35 protein-coding genes are annotated in these 22,140 nt (G+C 67.1%); 33 read left to right on the forward strand and 2 right to left on the reverse strand.

Going from position 1 to position 22,140, the window contains the following annotated elements; genetic code table 11:
* The first annotated feature begins 82 nt into the window (after positions 1-82).
* The gene (locus QBL25_RS24680; RefSeq protein ID WP_409059173.1) at positions 83-601 is read left to right on the forward strand and encodes a hypothetical protein; all 519 of its coding nucleotides are present in this window, start codon (positions 83-85) and stop codon (positions 599-601) included.
* A gap of 77 nt (positions 602-678) precedes the next feature.
* Here the strand turns inward: QBL25_RS24680 and QBL25_RS24685 are convergent, their stop codons facing one another.
* Positions 679-1,812, reverse strand: a complete 1,134-nt coding sequence (locus QBL25_RS24685; protein WP_409059174.1) for a helix-turn-helix domain-containing protein — start codon at positions 1,810-1,812, stop codon at positions 679-681.
* A 793-nt stretch (positions 1,813-2,605) separates the two neighbouring features.
* Here QBL25_RS24685 and rpsJ point away from each other — a divergent pair.
* From rpsJ to truA, 31 genes are all read left to right on the forward strand, one after another.
* The gene (gene rpsJ / locus QBL25_RS24690) at positions 2,606-2,914 is read left to right on the forward strand and encodes a 30S ribosomal protein S10 (protein ID WP_003948644.1); all 309 of its coding nucleotides are present in this window, start codon (positions 2,606-2,608) and stop codon (positions 2,912-2,914) included.
* Positions 2,915-2,927: 13 nt separating this feature from the next.
* Positions 2,928-3,572, forward strand: coding sequence for a 50S ribosomal protein L3 (rplC, locus tag QBL25_RS24695; protein WP_361182338.1), 645 nt, complete (start codon positions 2,928-2,930; stop codon positions 3,570-3,572).
* Between the two features lie 7 nt (positions 3,573-3,579).
* Entirely contained in the window at positions 3,580-4,233 is a 654-nt protein-coding gene (rplD, locus tag QBL25_RS24700) for a 50S ribosomal protein L4 (protein ID WP_409059175.1), read from the forward strand.
* A complete protein-coding gene (rplW, locus tag QBL25_RS24705; RefSeq protein WP_190084419.1) occupies positions 4,233-4,649 on the forward strand; it encodes a 50S ribosomal protein L23 in 417 nt (138 codons plus the stop codon). The genes rplD and rplW overlap by 1 nt, the downstream gene beginning before the upstream one ends.
* Before the next feature lie 39 nt (positions 4,650-4,688).
* Complete coding sequence (rplB, locus tag QBL25_RS24710; RefSeq protein ID WP_160506661.1) at positions 4,689-5,525, forward strand: 50S ribosomal protein L2; 837 nt, start codon at positions 4,689-4,691, stop codon at positions 5,523-5,525.
* A gap of 12 nt (positions 5,526-5,537) precedes the next feature.
* A complete protein-coding gene (gene rpsS / locus QBL25_RS24715) occupies positions 5,538-5,819 on the forward strand; it encodes a 30S ribosomal protein S19 (RefSeq protein ID WP_160506662.1) in 282 nt (93 codons plus the stop codon).
* Between the two features lie 41 nt (positions 5,820-5,860).
* Positions 5,861-6,208 (forward strand): 50S ribosomal protein L22, encoded by a 348-nt coding sequence (gene rplV / locus QBL25_RS24720; RefSeq protein ID WP_016645177.1) that lies wholly within the window; start codon positions 5,861-5,863, stop codon positions 6,206-6,208.
* The gene (gene rpsC, locus QBL25_RS24725; protein ID WP_160506663.1) at positions 6,208-7,050 is read left to right on the forward strand and encodes a 30S ribosomal protein S3; all 843 of its coding nucleotides are present in this window, start codon (positions 6,208-6,210) and stop codon (positions 7,048-7,050) included. Before rplV ends, rpsC begins: the two co-directional genes overlap by 1 nt.
* A 5-nt stretch (positions 7,051-7,055) precedes the next feature.
* Positions 7,056-7,475, forward strand: coding sequence for a 50S ribosomal protein L16 (gene rplP, locus QBL25_RS24730; protein ID WP_135332557.1), 420 nt, complete (start codon positions 7,056-7,058; stop codon positions 7,473-7,475).
* Positions 7,475-7,699, forward strand: a complete 225-nt coding sequence (gene rpmC, locus QBL25_RS24735; RefSeq protein WP_010036720.1) for a 50S ribosomal protein L29 — start codon at positions 7,475-7,477, stop codon at positions 7,697-7,699. Before rplP ends, rpmC begins: the two co-directional genes overlap by 1 nt.
* Complete coding sequence (gene rpsQ / locus QBL25_RS24740; RefSeq protein ID WP_360768521.1) at positions 7,699-7,983, forward strand: 30S ribosomal protein S17; 285 nt, start codon at positions 7,699-7,701, stop codon at positions 7,981-7,983. Before rpmC ends, rpsQ begins: the two co-directional genes overlap by 1 nt.
* Positions 7,984-8,083: 100 nt before the next feature.
* On the forward strand, positions 8,084-8,452 hold the full coding sequence (rplN, locus tag QBL25_RS24745; protein ID WP_073768975.1) for a 50S ribosomal protein L14: 369 nt from the start codon (positions 8,084-8,086) through the stop codon (positions 8,450-8,452).
* A 2-nt stretch (positions 8,453-8,454) separates the two neighbouring features.
* Positions 8,455-8,778 (forward strand): 50S ribosomal protein L24, encoded by a 324-nt coding sequence (rplX, locus tag QBL25_RS24750; RefSeq protein ID WP_055553504.1) that lies wholly within the window; start codon positions 8,455-8,457, stop codon positions 8,776-8,778.
* Complete coding sequence (gene rplE, locus QBL25_RS24755; protein ID WP_249588332.1) at positions 8,778-9,335, forward strand: 50S ribosomal protein L5; 558 nt, start codon at positions 8,778-8,780, stop codon at positions 9,333-9,335. The genes rplX and rplE overlap by 1 nt, the downstream gene beginning before the upstream one ends.
* A gap of 5 nt (positions 9,336-9,340) precedes the next feature.
* Positions 9,341-9,526 carry a type Z 30S ribosomal protein S14 gene (locus tag QBL25_RS24760; RefSeq protein ID WP_003948630.1) on the forward strand — a complete coding sequence of 62 codons (186 nt, stop codon included), beginning with the start codon at positions 9,341-9,343 and terminating at the stop codon, positions 9,524-9,526.
* Positions 9,527-9,749: 223 nt separating this feature from the next.
* Positions 9,750-10,148: a 30S ribosomal protein S8 gene (gene rpsH, locus QBL25_RS24765; RefSeq protein ID WP_361716660.1), complete on the forward strand. Its 399-nt coding sequence runs from the start codon at positions 9,750-9,752 to the stop codon at positions 10,146-10,148.
* Between the two features lie 21 nt (positions 10,149-10,169).
* Positions 10,170-10,709, forward strand: a complete 540-nt coding sequence (rplF, locus tag QBL25_RS24770) for a 50S ribosomal protein L6 (RefSeq protein WP_409059176.1) — start codon at positions 10,170-10,172, stop codon at positions 10,707-10,709.
* Between the two features lie 3 nt (positions 10,710-10,712).
* Positions 10,713-11,096 carry a 50S ribosomal protein L18 gene (gene rplR, locus QBL25_RS24775; protein ID WP_365862731.1) on the forward strand — a complete coding sequence of 128 codons (384 nt, stop codon included), beginning with the start codon at positions 10,713-10,715 and terminating at the stop codon, positions 11,094-11,096.
* 46 nt (positions 11,097-11,142) lie between these two features.
* Positions 11,143-11,745 (forward strand): 30S ribosomal protein S5, encoded by a 603-nt coding sequence (gene rpsE / locus QBL25_RS24780; protein ID WP_160506669.1) that lies wholly within the window; start codon positions 11,143-11,145, stop codon positions 11,743-11,745.
* Positions 11,745-11,927, forward strand: a complete 183-nt coding sequence (rpmD, locus tag QBL25_RS24785) for a 50S ribosomal protein L30 (RefSeq protein ID WP_041985698.1) — start codon at positions 11,745-11,747, stop codon at positions 11,925-11,927. Before rpsE ends, rpmD begins: the two co-directional genes overlap by 1 nt.
* A gap of 1 nt (position 11,928) precedes the next feature.
* Entirely contained in the window at positions 11,929-12,384 is a 456-nt protein-coding gene (gene rplO / locus QBL25_RS24790; protein ID WP_098244248.1) for a 50S ribosomal protein L15, read from the forward strand.
* A 223-nt stretch (positions 12,385-12,607) separates the two neighbouring features.
* Entirely contained in the window at positions 12,608-13,921 is a 1,314-nt protein-coding gene (gene secY / locus QBL25_RS24795) for a preprotein translocase subunit SecY (RefSeq protein ID WP_409059177.1), read from the forward strand.
* Positions 13,921-14,574: an adenylate kinase gene (locus tag QBL25_RS24800; RefSeq protein ID WP_409059178.1), complete on the forward strand. Its 654-nt coding sequence runs from the start codon at positions 13,921-13,923 to the stop codon at positions 14,572-14,574. The genes secY and QBL25_RS24800 overlap by 1 nt, the downstream gene beginning before the upstream one ends.
* Positions 14,575-14,674: 100 nt before the next feature.
* The gene (gene map, locus QBL25_RS24805; protein WP_409062763.1) at positions 14,675-15,511 is read left to right on the forward strand and encodes a type I methionyl aminopeptidase; all 837 of its coding nucleotides are present in this window, start codon (positions 14,675-14,677) and stop codon (positions 15,509-15,511) included.
* Between the two features lie 161 nt (positions 15,512-15,672).
* Positions 15,673-15,894 carry a translation initiation factor IF-1 gene (gene infA, locus QBL25_RS24810; RefSeq protein WP_003948620.1) on the forward strand — a complete coding sequence of 74 codons (222 nt, stop codon included), beginning with the start codon at positions 15,673-15,675 and terminating at the stop codon, positions 15,892-15,894.
* 57 nt (positions 15,895-15,951) lie between these two features.
* Complete coding sequence (rpmJ, locus tag QBL25_RS24815; RefSeq protein WP_003974245.1) at positions 15,952-16,065, forward strand: 50S ribosomal protein L36; 114 nt, start codon at positions 15,952-15,954, stop codon at positions 16,063-16,065.
* 179 nt (positions 16,066-16,244) lie between these two features.
* Entirely contained in the window at positions 16,245-16,625 is a 381-nt protein-coding gene (gene rpsM / locus QBL25_RS24820) for a 30S ribosomal protein S13 (protein WP_116511038.1), read from the forward strand.
* 65 nt (positions 16,626-16,690) lie between these two features.
* On the forward strand, positions 16,691-17,095 hold the full coding sequence (gene rpsK, locus QBL25_RS24825) for a 30S ribosomal protein S11 (RefSeq protein WP_003948617.1): 405 nt from the start codon (positions 16,691-16,693) through the stop codon (positions 17,093-17,095).
* A 120-nt stretch (positions 17,096-17,215) separates the two neighbouring features.
* Positions 17,216-18,238 carry a DNA-directed RNA polymerase subunit alpha gene (locus QBL25_RS24830; RefSeq protein WP_016645160.1) on the forward strand — a complete coding sequence of 341 codons (1,023 nt, stop codon included), beginning with the start codon at positions 17,216-17,218 and terminating at the stop codon, positions 18,236-18,238.
* A 137-nt stretch (positions 18,239-18,375) separates the two neighbouring features.
* On the forward strand, positions 18,376-18,894 hold the full coding sequence (gene rplQ, locus QBL25_RS24835) for a 50S ribosomal protein L17 (protein ID WP_409059179.1): 519 nt from the start codon (positions 18,376-18,378) through the stop codon (positions 18,892-18,894).
* An 80-nt stretch (positions 18,895-18,974) separates the two neighbouring features.
* Entirely contained in the window at positions 18,975-19,829 is an 855-nt protein-coding gene (truA, locus tag QBL25_RS24840; protein WP_409059180.1) for a tRNA pseudouridine(38-40) synthase TruA, read from the forward strand.
* Positions 19,830-19,851: 22 nt separating this feature from the next.
* On the opposite strand, the gene QBL25_RS24845 is transcribed toward truA, so the two are convergent.
* Positions 19,852-20,700 (reverse strand): hypothetical protein, encoded by an 849-nt coding sequence (locus QBL25_RS24845; protein WP_409059181.1) that lies wholly within the window; start codon positions 20,698-20,700, stop codon positions 19,852-19,854.
* A gap of 74 nt (positions 20,701-20,774) precedes the next feature.
* On the opposite strand from QBL25_RS24845, the gene QBL25_RS24850 reads away from it, so the two are divergent.
* Positions 20,775-22,091 (forward strand): glycosyltransferase family 87 protein, encoded by a 1,317-nt coding sequence (locus tag QBL25_RS24850; protein WP_409059182.1) that lies wholly within the window; start codon positions 20,775-20,777, stop codon positions 22,089-22,091.
* The last annotated feature ends 49 nt before the right edge of the window (positions 22,092-22,140 follow it).

The raw sequence follows: 22,140 nt of genomic DNA on the forward strand, positions 1-22,140 counted from the left end.
CAGTAACGGAAGGGCCCGCACGACTTCGGTCGTACGGGCCCTTCTGCTTGGCTGGGCAGAAGGCGGAGATGGGGGGGGAAGCGTGACGATCGAGCGGGGTGCGTGGCTTGTCGCGGTGGTGGCCGGGAGCCTCCTGCTCTCAGCCTGCTCCGTTCCGGATGCCGGGGACCGGGCCGTGCGGGAGGGGCGCGACTGGCACTGGGATCCGGAGGCGGGGGCGGGGGAGGCCTCGGCCTTCATGGGGGTGGCCGTGCCTGAGGGGGCCGCTCAGGTCACAGGAGCCGTGCGGGTCAATCCGCGGGAGGACGTCTATCTGCTCTCCTTCGTCGCGGCGGAGAGCGACGCCGAGGGTGTGGCAGAGGGGCTGGGCCTATGGGAGTCTCTGCGGGCGCTGGGGGGCCCTGCGGGGGCGGGCGAGGAGCTCTTCGGGCATCTGGGGCTGGCCGAGCCGCAGTCGCTGAAGGGGGCGCGCTGGGCGGGCGTCTGCCCGCCGTGCGTCGACGACGACCGCCGCGAGAACCGCGAGAAGGTGCAGTGGATCGAGATCCACGTCCAAGCGCTCAAGACCGATCGGGCACGGGTATATCTGCAGGCGTTCTGAGACCTTCTGGGCTCGAGAAGCCCACAAGCCCAGAACTCACGTCCGCACTTCCTTCATGGCCTCGTCCAGGACGGCGCTCAGCTCGCGCGATGCCTGTTGGGCGACGGCGGCGCCTCGTGATCCAGGTCCCGCGTGGCGCGGGCGTGCCGGGTGGGCAGGTCGGGGCGGTGCGCGACCCCGATCTCCCGGACGCGAACACTGCCGAGTGTTTCCCCTGGTGAGTGGGTGTGCGGGGAGCTGTGGCAGTCGCGGCAGAGGCCTGGTTCGGGGGCGCGGAAGGCGCGGTCGCAGGCGTCGCAGTTCTGGAGTGGGTGCCGGGCGGACGCAGGGCCGTGGAACGGGGGCGGGGGCGGCAGGAGCGCTGTCAGGCGGTGCGCGAGGAGGGCCGCGGGGCGGCGCGGGCCCTCGGGTGGCAGGTCGTGAGTGAGGGCGTGGCGCACCGAGGCGGGGTCGACCTCACGTTCCAGCCAGGCGGCGACGCCAGGGGCGAGGTGGGCGGTGTCGCGGGTGGTGAGGAGGAGGCGGGGGTCGTGGTGACGCAGGTCGGCGAGGAGGTCGGTGGCCTGTTGGAGCAGGGAGGGGGCGGGGAAGGCCGGGTGCGGGACGGCGGGGAGGGGGCGGGGCTCTTTGGGGCGCGCGTGGGCGGCCGGAGCCGCATCGGCCCCGGGTGGCGGTGAGGCCTGCGGCGGCGCGAGGGCGCCCGGGTGGTGGTGGGATGCCTGCGGTGTGGGGGAGTGCGGGTGGCGCTGGGCCGACTGCGGTGCGAGGGCGTGCGGGTGGCGCTGGGGTGCCGCGTGGGGCTGGTTGCAGGAGATCGTGCGGGTGACGATGCGGCCGGCGGGAGTGCGCTCCCGTTCGCGGCGCAGGTAGCCGTGGGCTTCCAGTTCGCGCAAGGCGGCGGCGATACGGGTCGCGCCCTCGGGGAAGCGGGCGGCCAGCGACTTGATGTCGACACGGACCCCCGCGGGCAGCGACTGGATGTGGCAGCCCACGCCGATCGCGAGGAGGGAGAGCTCCTGGTGCTGTGTGAGGTGGTTCCCGATCACCGTGAAACGAGTGGTGTGGCGGGTGTTCTCGTGGGCGACGCCCGCGGGGCGCGCAGCGGTGCGGTGGGGGTGGCTGCGGGGGTGCCGGGTCGCTCGTGAGGGGGGTTGATTGCCGCCAAGGGCGGACTGGGCGCGCGAGGGCGCGCTAGGGTTTTGGGTGTCCATCGGGAAGCTCCTACTTCCTCGGTGGTCAGGCCCTCGCCTTGGGATTGCAGTCCCGGCGGGGGCCGTCGCATGTCTGCAGTTGTTTCTTGCGTGCTGGGGCTGAGATTAGGGCAGCCGGGGGATCGGAAATCCAGCTGAGCAGGTGATGTTCACTCGCGTGAGTGAGGGGGTGCCCGATCGTTGCCGACGGCTTCCGAGGCGGGTGCCTACGGGCGGTGGGGTGGGGCTTGGCGGGGTTCTTTCTCCCTCTCGGATTTCTTGGGGAAAGACGCCTGCGGCACCGGAGCGCGAAGGAGCGGGTTCCGGTGGGGGCGGGGTTGGTGGGGAGGGGTGTCGGAGGGGGTTTGTGGGGCCTGGTGGTTGGGTGGTCGAGTGCGCCTCAGGTTTGATCTTCGGCGTTCGGCGGGTACGATCCCAAGCTTCGATTGGCCAGGCCGATGCCCCGTATGGCAGACTGTCGGGGTTGCTCGGTTGAGTGCCGATGCTGCGCGCCTCCCGCCGGGAGGACCGGAAGCGAGTCCCACAGTACTCGTCGCCCCATCTGCCGAAAGGCAGCGCTGGAGCGGACGTACGGGAATCTTCTGGGAAGTGCGGTGCGGAGGCTCAACCAGGCGCCCGGTGGGTTTCTTCCCCCGGACCCGCGGTCAGCTGGGCCGCAGCCCCTAGCAGGGAAATCCTTCGGGAAATCTGTGTGAGCGGGACTGCGACACGCCCGACCGCGTGGGTCGGAGGAAGTAGAAAAAAGGGCCTCCCGGGAGCCAGAGCGTTCGAGACAAAGGACTACCAAGTAGCCATGGCGGGACAGAAGATCCGCATCCGGCTCAAGGCCTACGACCACGAGGTCATCGACTCTTCGGCGAAGAAGATCGTCGAGACGGTGACTCGCACTGGTGCGTCGGTCGCGGGCCCGGTGCCGCTGCCCACTGAGAAGAACGTGTACTGCGTCATCAAGTCGCCGCACAAGTACAAGGACTCGCGCGAGCACTTCGAGATGCGCACGCACAAGCGCCTGATCGACATCCTCGACCCGACGCCCAAGACCGTTGACTCGTTGATGCGCCTGGACCTTCCGGCCGGCGTCGACATCGAGATCAAGCTCTGAGAGGCGCGGACAGATGACTAAGCAGATCAAGGGCGTCCTGGGCGAGAAGCTCGGCATGACCCAGGTCTGGGACGAGAACAACCGTGTCGTCCCGGTCACCGTCGTCAAGGCCGGGCCCTGCGTCGTTACCCAGGTCCGTACGAATGACTCCGACGGCTACGAGTCGGTCCAGATCGCCTTCGGCGAGATCGACCCTCGCAAGGTGAACAAGCCCCTCAAGGGTCACTTCGCCAAGGCCGACGTGACCCCCCGCCGCCACCTGGTGGAGATCCGCACCCCCGACGCCAGCGAGTACACGCTGGGCCAGGAGGTGACTGCCGAGGTGTTCGAGTCCGGCGTCAAGGTTGACGTCACGGGCAAGAGCAAGGGCAAGGGCTTCGCCGGTGTCATGAAGCGTCACAACTTCAAGGGACTCGGCGCCGGTCACGGCACCCAGCGCAAGCACCGCTCTCCCGGTTCCATCGGTGGCTGTGCCACCCCGGGCCGTGTGTTCAAGGGCCTCCGCATGGCGGGCCGTATGGGCAACGAGCGGGTCACCACCCAGAACCTGACCGTTCACGCCGTTGACGCGGAGAAGGGCCTGCTCCTCATCAAGGGCGCAGTTCCCGGTCCGAACGGCGGCCTCGTCCTGGTCCGTACCGCGGCCAAGGGGGCTTGAGGAACCGATGAGCACCATTGACATCCTTTCGCCGGCAGGCGACAAGGCCGGGACCGTCGAGCTCCCCTCGGAGATCTTCGACGTCGAGAAGATCAGCATCCCGCTGATCCACCAGGTCGTTGTCGCTCAGCTGGCCGCTGCCCGTCAGGGCACGCACAAGACCAAGCGCCGCGGTGAAGTCCGCGGTGGTGGCAAGAAGCCGTACCGCCAGAAGGGCACCGGCCGCGCGCGCCAGGGTTCGACCCGTGCGCCGCAGTTCGCCGGCGGTGGCGTCGTCCACGGCCCGCAGCCGCGTGACTACTCGCAGCGGACCCCGAAGAAGATGAAGGCCGCGGCCCTGCGCCACGCCCTCACCGACCGGGCCCGCAACGCTCGTATCCACGTTGTCACCAACGTGGTCGAGGGCGACATCTCCACGAAGGCCGCGAAGACGCTGCTCGGCAAGGTCAGCGAGCGCAAGAACGTGCTCCTGGTCATCGACCGCGCGGACGAGACTTCGCTGCTCTCCGCCCGCAACCTGCCCCAGGTGCACATCCTGGAGCCGGGCCAGCTGAACACGTACGACGTGCTCGTCTCGGACGACGTGGTCTTCACCAAGGCCGCCTTCGAGTCCTTCGTGTCTGGCCCCAAGGCCGATGAGACCGAAGGGAGCGAAGCCTGATGGCTACGCGTCACCCGAGCATCGCCCCCAAGGCGGCCAAGGCCGCCAAGGCCGCGCGCCTCGCCAAGGCGAAGCGTCACGCGACCGAGGGCAAGAACACCGTCGAGACGCCGCTGAGCAAGAGCTTCACGGACCCCCGTGACGTCCTCGTCAAGCCGGTCGTCTCCGAGAAGAGCTACGCGCTCCTCGACGAGGGCAAATACACCTTCGTCGTTGCGCCCGGCGCCAACAAGACCCAGATCAAGCAGGCCGTCGAGGCGGTCTTCTCGGTCAAGGTCACTGGGGTCAACACGATCAACCGCCAGGGCAAGCGCAAGCGCACCCGCACGGGCTTCGGTAAGCGCGCTGACACCAAGCGCGCGATCGTGACCCTCGCTGAGGGCGACCGTATCGACATCTTCGGCCAGGCCTCCTAACGGAGCGCCCTGGTCCGAATATCGGACGAGGACTGAGAAATGGGAATCCGCAAGTACAAGCCGACGACGCCGGGCCGCCGTGGCTCCTCCGTCGCCGACTTCGTCGAGGTAACGCGGTCCACGCCGGAGAAGTCGCTGGTCCGCCCGCTGCACAGCAAGGGCGGCCGTAACAACGCCGGTCGTGTGACCGTTCGCCACCAGGGTGGCGGACACAAGCGCGCCTACCGAGTGATCGACTTCCGTCGTCACGACAAGGACGGCGTGCCGGCGAAGGTCGCGCACATCGAGTACGACCCGAACCGCACCGCGCGCATCGCGCTCCTGCACTACGCGGACGGCGAGAAGCGCTACATCCTGGCCCCCCGCAACCTGTCGCAGGGTGACCGGGTCGAGAACGGACCGGGCGCGGACATCAAGCCGGGCAACAACCTGGCCCTCCGCAACATCCCGGTCGGTACGACCATCCACGCCATCGAGCTGCGGCCCGGCGGCGGCGCGAAGTTCGCCCGCTCCGCGGGTGCCTCCGTGCAGCTGCTGGCGAAGGAGGGCTCCATGGCCCACCTTCGTATGCCGTCCGGTGAGATCCGTCTGGTCGACGTCCGCTGCCGCGCCACCATCGGCGAGGTCGGCAACGCCGAGCAGTCGAACATCAACTGGGGCAAGGCCGGCCGTAAGCGCTGGCTGGGCGTTCGCCCGACCGTTCGCGGTGTGGCGATGAACCCGGTCGACCACCCGCACGGTGGTGGTGAGGGCAAGACCTCCGGTGGTCGCCACCCGGTCTCGCCCTGGGGTCAGAAGGAGGGTCGTACTCGTTCGCCGAAGAAGGCGAGCAACAAGTACATCGTCCGCCGCCGCAAGACGAACAAGAAGCGCTAGGAGCGGGTTTAGATGCCGCGCAGTCTCAAGAAGGGGCCCTTCGTCGACGGACACCTCATCAAGAAGGTGGATGTCCAGAACGAAGCAGGTTCCAAGAACGTCATCAAGACCTGGTCCCGTCGCTCGATGATCGTCCCGGCCATGCTGGGCCACACGATCGCGGTGCACAACGGCAAGACCCACATCCCGGTGTTCGTCACCGAGGCGATGGTCGGCCACAAGCTCGGCGAGTTCTCGCCGACTCGCACCTTCCGCGGCCACGTCAAGGACGACCGGAAGTCGAAGCGCCGCTAGCGCGGGGTGGAACGACTATGACTTACACCGAAGGGACAACCATGGAAGCCAGGGCCCAGGCGCGGTACATCCGCGTCACGCCCATGAAGGCCCGCCGAGTGGTGGACCTCATCCGTGGCATGGATGCCACGGAGGCTCAGGCGGTCCTGCGTTTCGCCCCGCAGGCCGCGAGCGTGCCGGTTGGCAAGGTGCTGGACAGCGCCATCGCCAACGCTGCACACAACTACGACCACAGTGACGCCTCTTCGCTGGTCATCAGCGAGGCGTACGTGGATGAGGGCCCGACCCTGAAGCGGTTCCGTCCGCGTGCTCAGGGCCGTGCCTACCGGATCCGTAAGCGGACCAGCCACATCACCGTGGTCGTCAGCAGCAAGGAAGGAACCCGGTAATGGGCCAGAAGGTAAACCCGCACGGGTTCCGGCTCGGCATTACCACCGACTTCAAGTCGCGTTGGTACGCCGACAAGCTGTACAAGGACTACGTCAAGGAAGACGTCGCCATCCGTCGGATGATGACGTCCGGCATGGAGCGCGCCGGCATCTCGAAGGTTGAGATCGAGCGCACCCGTGACCGCGTGCGGGTGGACATCCACACCGCGCGTCCCGGCATCGTCATCGGCCGCCGTGGCGCCGAGGCCGACCGCATCCGCGGCGACCTCGAGAAGCTCACGGGCAAGCAGGTCCAGCTGAACATCCTCGAGGTCAAGAACCCCGAGGTCGACGCTCAGCTCGTGGCCCAGGCCGTTGCTGAGCAGCTGTCCTCCCGCGTCTCCTTCCGTCGCGCCATGCGTAAGAGCATGCAGTCGACGATGAAGGCCGGCGCCAAGGGCATCAAGATCCAGTGTGGTGGCCGTCTCGGCGGCGCCGAGATGTCCCGGTCGGAGTTCTACCGCGAGGGCCGTGTGCCGCTGCACACGCTCCGCGCGAACGTCGACTACGGCTTCTTCGAGGCCAAGACGACCTTCGGCCGCATCGGCGTGAAGGTCTGGATCTACAAGGGCGACGTCAAGAACATCGCCGAGGTCCGCGCCGAGAACGCCGCGGCCCGTGCGGGTAACCGCCCGGCCCGTGGTGGCGGCAACGACCGCCCGGCCCGTGGTGGCCGTGGTGGCGAGCGTGGCGGCCGCGGCCGCAAGCCGCAGCAGCAGTCCGCGCCGGCTGCCGAGGCCCCCAAGGCCGACGCTCCCGCCGCAGCTGCCGCTCCGGCTGAGAGCACCGGAACGGAGGCCTGACCGACATGCTGATCCCTCGTAGGGTCAAGCACCGCAAGCAGCACCACCCGAAGCGCAGCGGTATGTCCAAGGGTGGTACGCAGGTTGCGTTCGGCGAGTACGGCATTCAGGCCCTCACTCCGGCGTACGTGACCAACCGCCAGATCGAGGCGGCTCGTATCGCGATGACCCGCCACATCAAGCGTGGCGGCAAGGTCTGGATCAACATCTACCCGGACCGCCCGCTGACGAAGAAGCCCGCCGAGACCCGCATGGGTTCCGGTAAGGGTTCCCCCGAGTGGTGGGTCGCGAACGTCAAGCCCGGACGGGTGATGTTCGAGCTGTCCTACCCGAATGAGAAGACTGCGCGTGAGGCGCTTACCCGCGCTGCTCACAAGCTTCCGATGAAGTGCCGGATTGTTCGGCGCGAGGCAGGTGAGTCGTGATGTCGGCCGGTACCAAGGCGTCCGAGCTGCGCGAACTGGGCAACGAGGAGCTTCTCAACAAGCTCCGCGAGGCCAAGGAAGAGCTGTTCAACCTCCGCTTCCAGGCGGCGACCGGTCAGCTCGAGAACCACGGCCGGCTCAAGGCCGTCCGTAAGGACATCGCGCGGATCTACACCCTGATGCGTGAGCGCGAGCTGGGCATCGAGACGGTGGAGAGCGCCTGATGAGCGAGAGCAACGTGACTGAGACCAACACTGACCGCGGTTTCCGCAAGACCCGTGAGGGTCTGGTCGTCAGCGACAAGATGGACAAGACCGTCGTCGTCGCCGTCGAGGACCGCGTGAAGCACGCGCTGTACGGCAAGGTCATCCGCCGTACGAACAAGCTCAAGGCGCACGACGAGCAGAACGCTGCCGGCGTCGGCGACCGCGTCCTCCTGATGGAGACGCGTCCGCTGTCGGCGACCAAGCGCTGGCGCATCGTCGAGATCCTCGAGAAGGCCAAGTAATTCCGAGGGGTTTTTCCTCTCGGATCAGTTCCGCCAGGCTCGGTGGGGACTGTCCTAGCGCAGTCCCCGCCGGGAACCGGCAGACAAACAGGAGATAGACGTGATCCAGCAGGAGTCGCGACTTCGGATCGCCGACAACACGGGTGCGAAGGAAATTCTCACCATTCGTGTTCTCGGTGGCTCGGGTCGCCGCTACGCGGGTATCGGTGACGTCATTGTCGCCACCGTCAAGGACGCGATCCCCGGTGGCAACGTGAAGAAGGGTGACGTCGTCAAGGCGGTCATCGTTCGCACCGTCAAGGAGCGCCGCCGTCCCGACGGCTCGTACATCCGCTTCGACGAGAACGCCGCCGTCATTCTGAAGAACGACGGCGACCCTCGCGGCACCCGTATCTTCGGCCCGGTGGGCCGTGAGCTGCGCGAGAAGAAGTTCATGAAGATCATCTCGCTCGCGCCGGAGGTGCTGTAAGCATGAAGATCAAGAAGGGCGACCTGGTTCAGGTCATCACCGGTAAGGACAAGGGCAAGCAGGGCAAGGTCATTGCCGCTTACCCGCGCGACGAGCGCGTCCTGGTCGAGGGTGTCAACCGGGTCAAGAAGCACACGAAGGCCGGCCCGACCGCCAGCGGTTCGCAGGCCGGCGGCATCGTGACCACCGAGGCCCCTGTCCACGTGAGCAACGTTCAGCTCGTCGTGGAGAAGGACGGCAACAAGGTCGTCACGCGTGTCGGTTTCCGCTTCGACGAAGACGGCAACAAGATCCGCGTTGCCAAGCGGACGGGTGAGGACATCTGATGACGACCACCACCACTCCGCGTCTGAAGACGAAGTACCGCGAGGAGATCGCGGGCAAGCTGCAGGAAGAGTTCTCCTACGAGAACGTCATGCAGACCCCGGGCCTCGTCAAGATCGTGGTCAACATGGGTGTCGGCGACGCCGCCCGTGACTCGAAGCTCATGGACGGTGCCGTCCGTGACCTGACCACCATCACGGGTCAGAAGCCGGCCATCACGAAGGCCCGGAAGTCCATCGCGCAGTTCAAGCTGCGCGAGGGTCAGCCGATCGGCTGCCACGTCACGCTCCGTGGCGACCGCATGTGGGAGTTCCTGGACCGCACCCTGTCGCTCGCGCTTCCGCGCATCCGCGACTTCCGTGGTCTGTCCCCCAAGCAGTTCGACGGCCGTGGCAACTACACCTTCGGTCTCACGGAGCAGGTCATGTTCCACGAGATCGACCAGGACAAGATCGACCGCGTCCGGGGTATGGACATCACCGTGGTCACCACGGCGACCAACGACGCCGAAGGCCGTGCCCTTCTCCGTCACCTCGGCTTCCCCTTCAAGGAGGCGTAAGCGAGATGGCGAAGAAGGCTCTTATTGCCAAGGCTGCTCGTAAGCCCAAGTTCGGTGTGCGCGGCTACACCCGCTGCCAGCGCTGCGGCCGTCCGCACTCCGTGTACCGCAAGTTCGGCCTGTGCCGCGTCTGCCTTCGTGAGATGGCTCACCGTGGCGAGCTGCCGGGCGTGACCAAGAGCTCCTGGTAAATCCCCCTGTCCCTAGGGACTTGGGAATTACTGGAAGCTCTCGGTAAGTATCTGGTCGGTAGGTTGCCCCCCTCTCCATGCCTTAGGCTAGGAGGGTTGGGCGCCTGCCGCCCTGACCGACTTACTACGCCGTAGGTCCCCGCGCCGCACCCGTCCTGCCTCTGAGTGGGGAGAGGGATGGCGCAGATAGGAAACCCCGGCGAGAGAGGCCGAAGGCCAATTCATGACCATGACTGATCCGATCGCGGACATGCTGACTCGTCTGCGTAACGCGAACTCGGCGTACCACGACACCGTGGCGATGCCGCACAGCAAGATCAAGTCTCACATCGCGGAGATCCTCCAGCAGGAGGGCTTCATCACGGGCTGGAAGGTCGAGGACGCCGAGGTCGGCAAGAACCTCGTTCTCGAGCTGAAGTTCGGCCCGAACCGTGAGCGCTCCATCGCGGGCATCAAGCGGATCTCCAAGCCCGGTCTCCGGGTTTACGCGAAGTCCACCAACCTGCCGAAGGTGCTCGGCGGCCTGGGCGTGGCGGTTATCTCCACGTCGCACGGTCTGCTCACCGGCCAGCAGGCAGGCAAGAAGGGCGTAGGTGGGGAAGTCCTCGCCTACGTCTGGTAGTCGGGAACGGAGGAATAGCTAATGTCGCGTATTGGCAAGCTCCCCATCACGGTTCCCGCCGGCGTGGACGTCACCATCGACGGCCGGACGGTTTCGGTGAAGGGCCCCAAGGGTTCCCTCGCTCACACCGTTGTCGCGCCGATCGACATCGCTAAGGGTGAGGACGGCGTCCTGAACGTCACCCGCCCGAACGACGAGCGTCAGAACAAGGCCCTGCACGGCCTGTCCCGCACGCTGGTGGCGAACATGATCACCGGCGTGACCACGGGTTACGTGAAGAAGCTCGAGATCAGCGGTGTCGGTTACCGCGTGCTCGCGAAGGGCTCCAACCTGGAGTTCTCGCTGGGTTACAGCCACCCGATCCTGGTCGAGGCCCCCGAGGGCATCACCTTCAAGGTGGAGTCCGCGACCAAGCTTTCGGTCGAGGGCATCGACAAGCAGAAGGTCGGCGAGGTTGCGGCCAACATCCGCAAGCTGCGCAAGCCCGACCCGTACAAGGCCAAGGGCGTCAAGTACGAGGGCGAAGTCATCCGGCGCAAGGTCGGAAAGGCAGGTAAGTAAGCCATGGCATACGGTGTGAAGATCGCCAAGGGTGACGCTTACAAGCGTGCCGCCAAGGCCCGCCGCCACATCCGCATCCGCAAGAACGTGTCGGGTACGGCGGAGCGTCCGCGCCTCGTCGTGACGCGCTCGAACCGCAACATCGTCGCTCAGGTCATCGACGACCTCAAGGGTCACACCCTTGCGTCGGCGTCGACCCTGGACACCACGATCCGCGGTGGCGAGGCCGACAAGTCGGCGCAGGCCAAGCAGGTCGGCGCGCTCGTCGCCGAGCGTGCCAAGGCCGCGGGTGTCGAGGCCGTCGTGTTCGACCGCGGTGGCAACAAGTACGCCGGGCGCATTGCCGCTCTGGCGGACGCCGCCCGCGAAGCCGGGCTGAAGTTCTAAGCCCCGGTTCCGGAGCTAGCGGACGTAACAGAGAGAGGTAATTCCAATGGCTGGACCCCAGCGCCGCGGAAGCGGTGCCGGTGGCGGCGAGCGGCGGGACCGGAAGGGTCGCGACGGTGGCGCTGCCGCCGAGAAGACCGCATACGTTGAGCGCGTTGTCGCGATCAACCGTGTCGCCAAGGTTGTCAAGGGTGGTCGCCGCTTCAGCTTCACCGCGCTGGTCGTGGTGGGCGACGGTGACGGCACCGTAGGTGTCGGATACGGCAAGGCCAAGGAAGTTCCTGCGGCCATCGCCAAGGGCGTGGAAGAGGCCAAGAAGAACTTCTTCAAGGTCCCGCGTATCCAGGGCACCATCCCGCACCCGATCACGGGCGAGAAGGCCGCGGGTGTCGTCCTGCTCAAGCCTGCTTCCCCCGGTACCGGTGTTATCGCCGGTGGCCCGGTGCGTGCTGTGCTCGAGTGCGCTGGCGTGCACGACATCCTGTCGAAGTCGCTCGGTTCTTCGAACGCGATCAACATCGTGCACGCGACCGTGGCGGCCCTCAAGGGCCTGCAGCGTCCCGAGGAGATCGCGGCTCGCCGTGGTCTGCCCCTCGAGGACGTCGCTCCCGCGGCCCTGCTTCGTGCACGTGCCGGGGCGGGTGCGTAATGGCTCGCCTCAAGATCACGCAGACGAAGTCGTACATCGGCAGCAAGCAGAACCACCGCGACACGCTGCGTTCGCTCGGGCTCAAGCGCCTGAACGACGTGGTCGTCAAGGAAGACCGCCCCGAGTTCCGCGGAATGGCTAACACCGTCCGCCACCTCGTGACGGTTGAGGAGGTCGACTGACATGGCGGAGCAGAACCCGCTGAAGGTCCACAACCTCCGGCCCGCCCCGGGCGCCAAGACCGCCAAGACCCGTGTGGGTCGTGGTGAGGCGTCCAAGGGTAAGACCGCTGGTCGTGGTACCAAGGGCACCAAGGCCCGTTACCAGGTTCCGGAGCGCTTCGAGGGTGGCCAGATGCCCCTCCACATGCGTCTCCCGAAGCTCAAGGGCTTCAAGAACCCGTTCAAGACCGAGTTCCAGGTCGTGAACCTCGACAAGCTGAGCGCGCTGTTCCCCGAGGGTGGCGAGGTCACCGTCGAGGCCCTCGTGGCCAAGGGTGCGGTTCGCAAGAACAGCCTCGTCAAGGTCCTCGGCCAGGGTGAGGTCACCGTGGCGCTGCAGGTGACGGTTGACGCCGTCTCCGGCTCCGCCAAGGAGAAGATCACCGCCGCCGGCGGTACCGTCACCGAGCTCGTCTGAATTCTTCAGGCCACTCGATGACTTGAGCGATTCCCAGCCGGGGATGCCCCACAAAAGGGGCATCCCCGGTTGGTCGTTCCAAGGGGGGCACGGTCGCCGGTAAGGTGGCGTGCACTGTCTAAGCTCCGTGCGGTCCGCCGTGCGGTTTTTCTGACTGATACGTATTCGTCGATCCTCAGACCACTACCTCTGACGCACGCGCGCGGGGGTCGCAGGAGGCACCGTGCTCACCGCGTTCGCCCGGGCGTTCAAGACGCCCGACCTGCGCAAGAAGCTGCTCTTCACTCTCGGCATCATCGTGATCTATCGGATCGGTACGCACATTCCGATCCCGGGCGTCAGCTACAAGAACGTCCAGATCTGTATGGACCAGGCCAACTCCAACCAGGGGTTGTTCGGTCTGGTCAACATGATGAGTGGCGGGGCGCTGCTGCAGATCACGATCTTCGCGCTCGGCATCATGCCGTACATCACGGCGAGCATCATCCTGCAGCTGCTGACCGTGGTGATCCCGCGGCTGGAGGCGCTCAAGAAGGAGGGGCAGGCAGGCACGGCGAAGATCACGCAGTACACGCGTTATCTCACCGTCGCGCTCGCGATCCTCCAGGGCACCGGCCTCGTGGCCACCGCACGTACGGGCTCGCTGTTCTCCGGCTGCCCCGTCGCCACCGAGATCGTCCCGGACCAGTCGATCTTCGTGACCGTCACCATGGTCATCACCATGACCGCCGGTACGGCCTGCGTCATGTGGCTCGGCGAGCTCATCACCGACCGCGGCATCGGCAACGGCATGTCGATCCTGATGTTCATCTCGATCGCCGCGACCTTCCCGAGCGCCCTGTGGGCCATCAAGAAGCAGGGCTCGCTGGCCGGCGGCTGGATCGAGTTCGGCACCGTCATCGCGGTCGGTCTCGTCATGGTCGGCCTGGTCGTCTTCGTGGAGCAGGCTCAGCGCCGCATTCCGGTCCAGTACGCGAAGCGCATGATCGGCCGCCGTTCCTACGGCGGCACGTCGACGTACATTCCGCTGAAGGTCAATCAGGCGGGCATCATCCCTGTGATCTTCGCCTCTTCGCTGCTCTACATCCCGGCTCTCGTCGCCCAGTTCGCGGGTGGCAACTCCGGCTGGAAGCAGTGGATCGAGGCGAACCTCACCAAGGGCGACCACCCGATTTACATCGCGACGTACTTCTTGCTGATCGTGTTCTTCGCCTTCTTCTACGTGGCTATCTCGTTCAACCCCGAGGAAGTCGCGGACAACATGAAGAAGTATGGTGGCTTCATCCCGGGCATCCGGGCTGGCCGTCCGACCGCTGAGTACTTGAGCTACGTACTCAACCGGATCACGTGGCCGGGCTCGCTGTATCTGGGTCTGATCGCTCTCGTACCGACGATGGCGTTGGTGGGCTTCGGCGCGAACCAGAACTTCCCGTTCGGCGGGACAAGCATCCTGATCATCGTGGGTGTGGGTCTGGAGACCGTGAAGCAGATCGAGAGCCAGCTCCAGCAGCGCAATTACGAAGGGTTCCTCCGCTGATGCGAATCGTCCTCGTCGGGCCGCCCGGTGCGGGCAAGGGAACGCAGGCCGCGTTCCTCGCCAAGAACCTGAAGATTCCGCACATCTCCACGGGTGACCTGTTCCGCGCCAACATCAGCCAGGGCACGGAGCTGGGCAAGCAGGCGAAGGCGTTCATGGACGCCGGGAACCTCGTTCCCGACGAGGTCACCATCGGCATGGCGCACGACCGCATGACGCAGCCGGACGCCGAGAACGGCTTCCTGCTCGACGGCTTCCCGCGGAACGTGTCGCAGGCCGAGGCCCTGGACGAGTCGCTCAAGACGGACGGCCAGAAGCTCGACGCCGTGCTCGACCTGGAGGTCCCCGAGGACGAGGTGGTCAAGCGCATCGCCGGCCGCCGCATCTGCCGGAACGACTCCAGCCACGTCTTCCACGTGACGTACAGCCAGCCGAAGACCGAGGGCGTCTGCGACGTCTGCGGCGGCGAGCTCTACCAGCGCGGTGACGACCAGGAAGAGACCGTGCGCAAGCGTCTCGACGTGTACCACCGCGAGACCGAGCCGATCATCGACCACTACAAGGCCCAGGGCCTGGTGGTCACGATCTCCGCGCTCGGCAAGGTGGACGAGGTCACCAAGCGCGCGATGGACGCGCTCAAGGGCGACAAGTAGTTAGTACGCTGTCTCGGCCGCGGTGCCCCTCGGGGGACCGCGGCCGTAGTGTTGTGTACAGAGCCGGTTTGTTGGACGGATGACGGAGAGCGGAAGCCCCATGGTGCAGATCAAGACCCCCGAGCAGATCGCGAAGATGCGTGAGGCGGGCCTTGTCGTCGCCGCCATCCACGCCGCGACACGCGAGGTGGCGGTGCCGGGTGCCACCACGAAGGACCTGGACGACGTCGCCCGCAAGGTGATCGCCGAGCACGGCGCGAAGTCGAACTTCCTCGGGTACGGCGGCTTCCCCGCGACGATCTGCACCTCGGTCAACGAGGTCGTCGTCCACGGCATCCCGGACGAGAAGACCGTCCTGAAGGACGGCGACATCATCTCCATCGACGCCGGCGCGATCATCGACGGCTGGCACGGCGACGCCGCCTACACGGCCTTCGTGGGCACCGGTCACTCCCCGGAGCTCCTTGAGCTCTCCCGGGTGACCGAGGAGTCCATGTGGGCCGGTCTGGCCGCCATGAAGCAGGGCAACCGCCTCGTGGACATCTCCCGGGCGGTCGAGACGTACATCCGCCGCCAGCCGAAGCCCGGCGGCGGCAAGTACGGCATCGTCGAGGACTACGGCGGCCACGGCATCGGCACCGAGATGCACATGGACCCGCACGTCCTGAACTACGTCGAGCGCCGCCGCGGCAAGGGCCCCAAGCTGGTCCCCGGCCTCTGCCTGGCCATCGAGCCCATGGTCTCCCTCGGCACCCCCCGCACGGAGGTCCTGGAGGATGACTGGACGGTCATCACCACGGACGGCACCTGGTCCTCGCACTGGGAGCACACCATCGCGCTGACGGAGGACGGCCCGCTGGTCCTCACGTCCCCGGACTGCGGCAAGGCCAAGCTGGCCGAGTACGGCGTGACCGTGGCGCCCGATCCCCTTGGCTGAGGGGCTCGTGTCGTTGCTTAACGATCTTGTGCGTGGGGCAGACTTCCTCGATTCGTGTTTCCGGGGTGCCTGACGTAGACTGACTCGTCGGCTCTCGTGCATCCGTGTGCCTGCATGCGGCGTACGAAGTCGATCAAGGTAGTCGATTCGAAGGGCAAAGCGTGGCCAAGAAGCAAGGTGCCATCGAGATCGAGGGCACTGTCGTTGAGTCTCTTCCGAACGCCATGTTCAAGGTAGAGCTCCAGAACGGCCACCAGGTCCTGGCGCACATCAGCGGCAAGATGCGCATGCACTACATCCGCATCCTCCCTGACGACCGGGTCGTGGTGGAGTTGTCTCCGTACGACCTGACGCGTGGCCGGATCGTCTACCGGTACAAGTAGATCTTGCCCGCACCCCATTCGCGTGGGGTGGTGGCACTGACCCGGAGAACCTCACCAATGAAGGTCAAGCCGAGCGTCAAGAAGATCTGCGACAAGTGCAGGGTGATCCGCCGTCACGGCCGGGTCATGGTTATCTGCGACAACCCGCGCCACAAGCAGCGCCAGGGCTGACGCACCACTGCAGTTCGCAGATTTTCGCGCGACGCACGTAAAGCACATGTGCAGGACCCGTCCCTCTTCAGTGATGGAGGGCGACACCCCCGGTCGGAGGCCGGGGACCCAGGATGTACCTCGTACGGCACCTGGGAACGGTCCTGCTGAAGACCTCCGAAAATCAACAGGAGCCTTGAATGGCACGCCTTGAAGGTGTTGACCTCCCGCGCGATAAGCGTGTTGAGGTTGCCCTCACGTACGTGTTCGGCATTGGCCGCACGCTGTCCCAGCAGACGCTGGACGCCACCGGTGTGGACCGCAACACCCGCGTTCGTGATCTGTCCGAAGAGGACCTGATCAAGATCCGCGAGTACGTGGACGCCAACATCCAGACGGAGGGTGACCTCCGCCGCGAGATCCAGGCCGACATCCGCCGCAAGGTCGAGATCGGTTGCTACCAGGGTCTTCGTCACCGTCGTGGCCTGCCCGTCCGCGGTCAGCGCACCAGCACGAACGCTCGTACCCGCAAGGGCCCGCGTCGCGCCATCGCCGGTAAGAAGAAGCCGGGCAAGAAGTAGTCCTCGCTCAGCGGTCTATCGACAGCTGTCGCTGCAGGACCGACCACCTCCCGTAGGAGTAATAGATGCCCCCCAAGGGTCGTCAGGGCGCTGCCAAGAAGGTGCGCCGCAAGGAAAAGAAGAACGTCGCTCACGGGCACGCCCACATCAAGAGCACGTTCAACAACACCATCGTCTCGATCACGGACCCCACGGGCAACGTGATCAGCTGGGCCTCCGCCGGCCACGTCGGCTTCAAGGGCTCGCGCAAGTCGACTCCGTTCGCCGCGCAGATGGCCGCCGAGTCGGCCGCGCGTCGCGCCCAGGAGCACGGCATGCGCAAGGTTGACGTCTTCGTCAAGGGTCCGGGCTCCGGCCGCGAGACCGCGATCCGCTCCCTCCAGGCCACCGGCCTCGAGGTCGGTTCGATCCAGGACGTCACGCCGACGCCGCACAACGGCTGCCGTCCCCCCAAGCGTCGTCGCGTCTGACGCACGTCGTTTGACCGAGGGATTTTCGGGCGGTGCGGCTCCTTGGAGCCGTACCGCCCGTACCCTTGTAGCACTCAAGGACATCAAATAGTGGGTGTCCATGACTGAAGGAATCACTTCATGCTGATCGCTCAGCGTCCCTCGTTGACCGAAGAGGTCGTCGACGAATTCCGCTCCCGGTTCGTGATCGAGCCGCTGGAGCCGGGCTTCGGCTACACCCTCGGCAACTCGCTGCGTCGGACCCTGCTCTCCTCGATCCCGGGTGCGGCCGTCACGTCCATCCGCATCGACGGTGTCCTGCACGAGTTCACCACCGTGCCGGGCGTCAAGGAAGACGTCACCGACCTCATCCTGAACATCAAGCAGCTCGTCGTCTCCTCGGAGCACGACGAGCCCGTCGTGATGTACCTGCGCAAGCAGGGCCCGGGTCTGGTCACCGCCGCCGACATCGCGCCCCCGGCCGGTGTCGAGGTCCACAACCCCGACCTGGTCCTGGCCACGCTGAACGGCAAGGGCAAGCTGGAGATGGAGCTGACCGTCGAGCGCGGCCGCGGCTACGTCTCCGCCGTGCAGAACAAGCAGGTCGGTCAGGAGATCGGGCGCATCCCGGTCGACTCGATCTACTCGCCGGTCCTGAAGGTCACGTACAAGGTCGAGGCGACGCGTGTCGAGCAGCGCACCGACTTCGACAAGCTGATCGTCGACGTCGAGACCAAGCAGGCCATGCGTCCGCGTGACGCCATGGCCTCGGCCGGCAAGACCCTGGTCGAGCTGTTCGGTCTGGCCCGCGAGCTCAACATCGACGCCGAGGGCATCGACATGGGCCCCTCGCCGACGGACGCGGCCCTGGCCGCCGACCTGGCGCTGCCGATCGAGGAGCTGGAGCTCACCGTTCGGTCGTACAACTGCCTCAAGCGCGAGGGCATCCACTCCGTGGGTGAGCTCGTGGCCCGCTCCGAGGCGGACCTGCTCGACATCCGCAACTTCGGCGCGAAGTCGATCGACGAGGTCAAGATGAAGCTGAACGGCATGGGCCTCGCGCTCAAGGACTCGCCTCCCGGCTTCGACCCGACCGCTGCCGCTGATGCCTTCGGCGCCGACGACGACGCGGACGCCGGTTTCGTCGAGACCGAGCAGTACTGACCGCTCGGCACGACGGTTTGATTTTGGCTGCGCCTGCGTTTCGGTTGCTCGCGCAGTTCCCCGCGCCCCTTACGGGGCGCGGGTGCCACTGACCCCGGTACCTGATACGGCCGGGGCAGACAACAAGGAGAAACACCATGCCGAAGCCCACCAAGGGTGCCCGTATGGGCGGCAGCGCCGCGCACGAGAAGCTTCTGCTGGCGAACCTCGCCAAGCAGCTCTTCGAGTACGGCCGCATCACCACCACCGAGGCGAAGGCCCGTCGTCTGCGTCCCTACGCGGAGCGTCTGGTCACCAAGGCGAAGAAGGGCGACCTTCACAACCGCCGCCAGGTGCTGTCCGTCATCACCGACAAGAGCATCGTGCACACGCTCTTCACGGAGATCGGCCCGCGCTACGAGAACCGCCCCGGTGGTTACACCCGCATCACCAAGATCGGTAACCGTCGTGGCGACAACGCGCCCATGGCCGTCATCGAGCTGGTCGAGGCCCTGACCGTGGCGCAGGCTGCCACCGGTGAGGCCGAGGCGGCCACCAAGCGTGCCGTCAAGGAAGACGCACTCAAGAAGGACGACGCGCCCGTCGAGGACGCGAAGCCGGTTGAGGCCGCCGAGGAGACCAAGGACGAGTCGAAGGACGAGTCCAAGGACGCCTGAGGCTCTGCCTTGCTGTGAGCGGGTCCGCCCTTCGGGGCGGGCCCGCTTTCGCATGTCCGTCCTGCTGAGAGGATGTCGGTGTGAGTGATGAAGTGGAGCCCGGGTTCGTGCGGGTGCGTCTGGACCTTTCGTACGACGGCAAGGACTTCTCCGGCTGGGCCAAGCAGAAGCAGGGCCAGCGGACCGTCCAGGGCGAGATCGAGACCGCGCTGCGGACCGTGACGCGGTCGCGGGAGACGTACGAGCTGACCGTCGCCGGGCGGACCGACAGCGGGGTGCACGCGCGGGGGCAGGTCGCCCATGTCGATCTGCCGGAGAGCGTGTGGGCCGAGCACGCCGACAAGCTGCTGCGCAGGCTCGCGGGGCGGCTCCCGCACGACGTACGGGTGTGGAAGGTGGCCGAGGCTCCCGCCGGGTTCAACGCGCGGTTCGCGGCCGTGTGGCGGCGCTACGCCTATCGCGTGACCGATCACCCGGGCGGCGTCGACCCGCTGTTGCGCAGTCATGTGCTGTGGCACGACTGGGAGTTGGACCTCGACGCCATGAACGAGGCCGCCGAGAAGCTGCTCGGCGAGCACGACTTCGCGGCCTACTGCAAGAAGCGCGAGGGCGCCACGACCATCCGTACGCTCCAGGAACTGCGCTGGGAGCGGCGGCCGGACGGGATCCTCGAAGCCACCGTGCGGGCCGACGCCTTCTGCCACAACATGGTGCGGTCGCTGGTCGGCGCCATGCTGTTCGTGGGGGACGGCCACCGGCCCGTGGAGTGGCCGGCCAAGGTGCTCGCCGCCGGAGTGCGCGACTCGGCCGTGCACGTCGTACGGCCGCACGGGCTGACCCTGGAGGAAGTCGGCTACCCCGCCGACGAGTTGCTCGCCGCGCGCAGCAAGGAAGCGCGCAACAAGCGGACGCTGCCCGGCGCCGGGTGCTGCTGAGCACCGGCCGCCGGGCCCCCGGTCACTGCGGGGCGTTGGCCGCTGCGGAGGCCTGGGCCTCGCCCCGCCGGTTGATCTGGCCGAAGGCGAAGCGGGCGAGGTCGTCGCCGACGGTGTAGACCTTGCGCTCCTTCGGCGTGACGTCCTTGTCGCTGGTGAAGCCGGACGTCGTGAAGTAGGCGTAGCGGCCGTAGGCGTTGTAGGTGCCGCGGCAGACCGCCGTACGGCAGAAGCTGGGGACGCCCTTGCCGGGGAGCGAGAGGACCAGGCCTTCGGTGGCCTGTTCGTTGGCCTTGGCGGCCTGGGCCGCCGTGTCGAAGACGGCGACGCCGACCGTCACGGCGATGTCGTCCTTCACGTAGCTGGCGCGGAAGAGCTGCGTGCAGTCGTTCTTCGTGAGGATCGCCCCGAGCTTGGCCTGGGTGACGCTCGCGCACTTCTTCGTGCCGCTGGTGTCGCCCTTCTTGTAGACGCGGTCGCCGGAGGTCAGCGTCTTGCCGGGGAAGAGCGTGTCGGCGCTGAGCGGCGCCTTGTCCTTCTTGGCGCTGGAGATGAACTCCTTGGGGTCCGGCGGGGGCGGCGGCGTCGTCTCCTCGAAGGACGGGCCGGGATTCTCGCTCGCGCCGGGGATGTCCGCGGTCGAGGGAAGCTCGCTGGCCGGTTTGTTCGACGCGGAGGTGTTGTCGCTGTTCGCGGAGACGACCGCGACGGCGACGGCGGCCGCGACCACGACGGTGGCGAGCGCCCCGCCGCCGATCATCAGCCATTTCCGGCGCCGGGCGCGCGATTCGGACGCCTCGGCGAGCGCCGCCCAGTCAGGGGTCTGTGAATCCCCCGGACCCCACTGAGGTCCCCCTTGCCCAAAGCTCATGCGCCGCATCTTAGACGGGGAGTTGGGGATGTTGAGCGGGGGCCGGGGGCGGGGTCCGACCTAGCCTGATGCCTATGAATACGGGCAAAGTAGCTGTTAGTGGGTGGTTGCTGCGGCCGGTGACCTGGCACGCCTGGGGAGCGCTCGGGGCCGTGCTGCTCGCCGTGGTCGTCCGGGTGGGGCTGCGGGGTCCGGACGGCGGGATGGACAACGCCATCGTGGTGCGCGCCGCCGAGGCCTGGCTGGAGGGGCGTTCGCCCTATGCCGACCGGCACTTCCTCTATCTGCCGGGTGCCGTGCTGGCCGCGGTGCCGCAGGCGCTGCTCCCGCAGTCCCTCGTGCGGTTCCTCGTGCCGGCGGGGGTGGTGGCCTCGCTGGTCTTCGGGTGGGGGTGTGCGCTGCGGATCCACGGGGTGGCGTGGCGCAGCCGGTTCGCGGTCCTCGGGCTGCTCGCGCTCGCCCTGGGGTTCGCGCCGTTCGGGCACCTGGTCGAGCTCGGCAACTGGACGGTGGCGTCGGCCGCCGCGCTGCCGCTGGCCCTGCTGCTGGTGTGCCGGGGGAGGTGGGTGGCCGCGGGGCTGATGATCGGGGCCGCGGTGGCCGTGAAGCCGCTGCTCGCCCCGGTGGTGCTGCTCTTCGTCTTCGCGCGGCGCCTGCGGGCGCTGGGGGCCGCGGTGCTCGTGCCGGCGGTGGTGTCGGTGGGGGCCGCGCTGCTGATGCCGGACCCGGCGGGGTTCTTCACGCGGACGCTGCCGTTCCTGCTGCGGGGCGACGACGCCTTCGTACGGCTCTACGAGGCGTCGCCCGGGGCCGTGCTTCCGCGGCTCGGGGTGCCGCAGGGGGTGGCTTCGCTGCTGGCCTTCGCGGCGGCGGGAGCGGGGGTGTGGTGCGCGTGGCGGCGCTGGGGGAGGGGCGGCGGGTCACGGGAGCCGCAGGGGGCGCAGGGATCTCAGGAGCCGCAGGAGCCACGAAAGTCCGAGGAGTCTCTGAAGCCACAGGAGCCGCAGGGGGCGCGGGTGGTCGAGACGGCCGTGATGCTGATGCTGGCGGCCTTCCTGGTGTCCAGGCCGTCGTACGACCACTACCTGCTCGTCGTCGTGCCGCTGCTGCTCTCCGGGGCGCTGGTGCCGGGGGCGGTGGCCCGGGGGCCGTGGTACTGGCTGGCGCTCGTGCCGCAGGTCCCGGGCTTCGCCTGGCCCTGGCTGGAGCCGGGCACCAGGCGGGCCTTCCGGGACTGCGTGACGCTCTGTGTCCTGGCGCTCACCGTCGCCCGGAGCTGCGTCCGGGCGGGCGGGGCTACTCTGGGAGACACAGACCCGCCCGTGGCGGGGGAGCCTCCGGTGCCGGTCTCCGAGAGCCGCGTTTTGACCCGTACGGGGCGGCGCGGGTAGTCTCAAGGATTGTTATGCGTATTGGTGTCGTCGTTCTCACGCGAAGGGC

The organism is Streptomyces sp. SYP-A7185, assembly GCF_046103685.1.
In the GTDB taxonomy this organism is placed as follows: domain Bacteria; phylum Actinomycetota; class Actinomycetes; order Streptomycetales; family Streptomycetaceae; genus Streptomyces.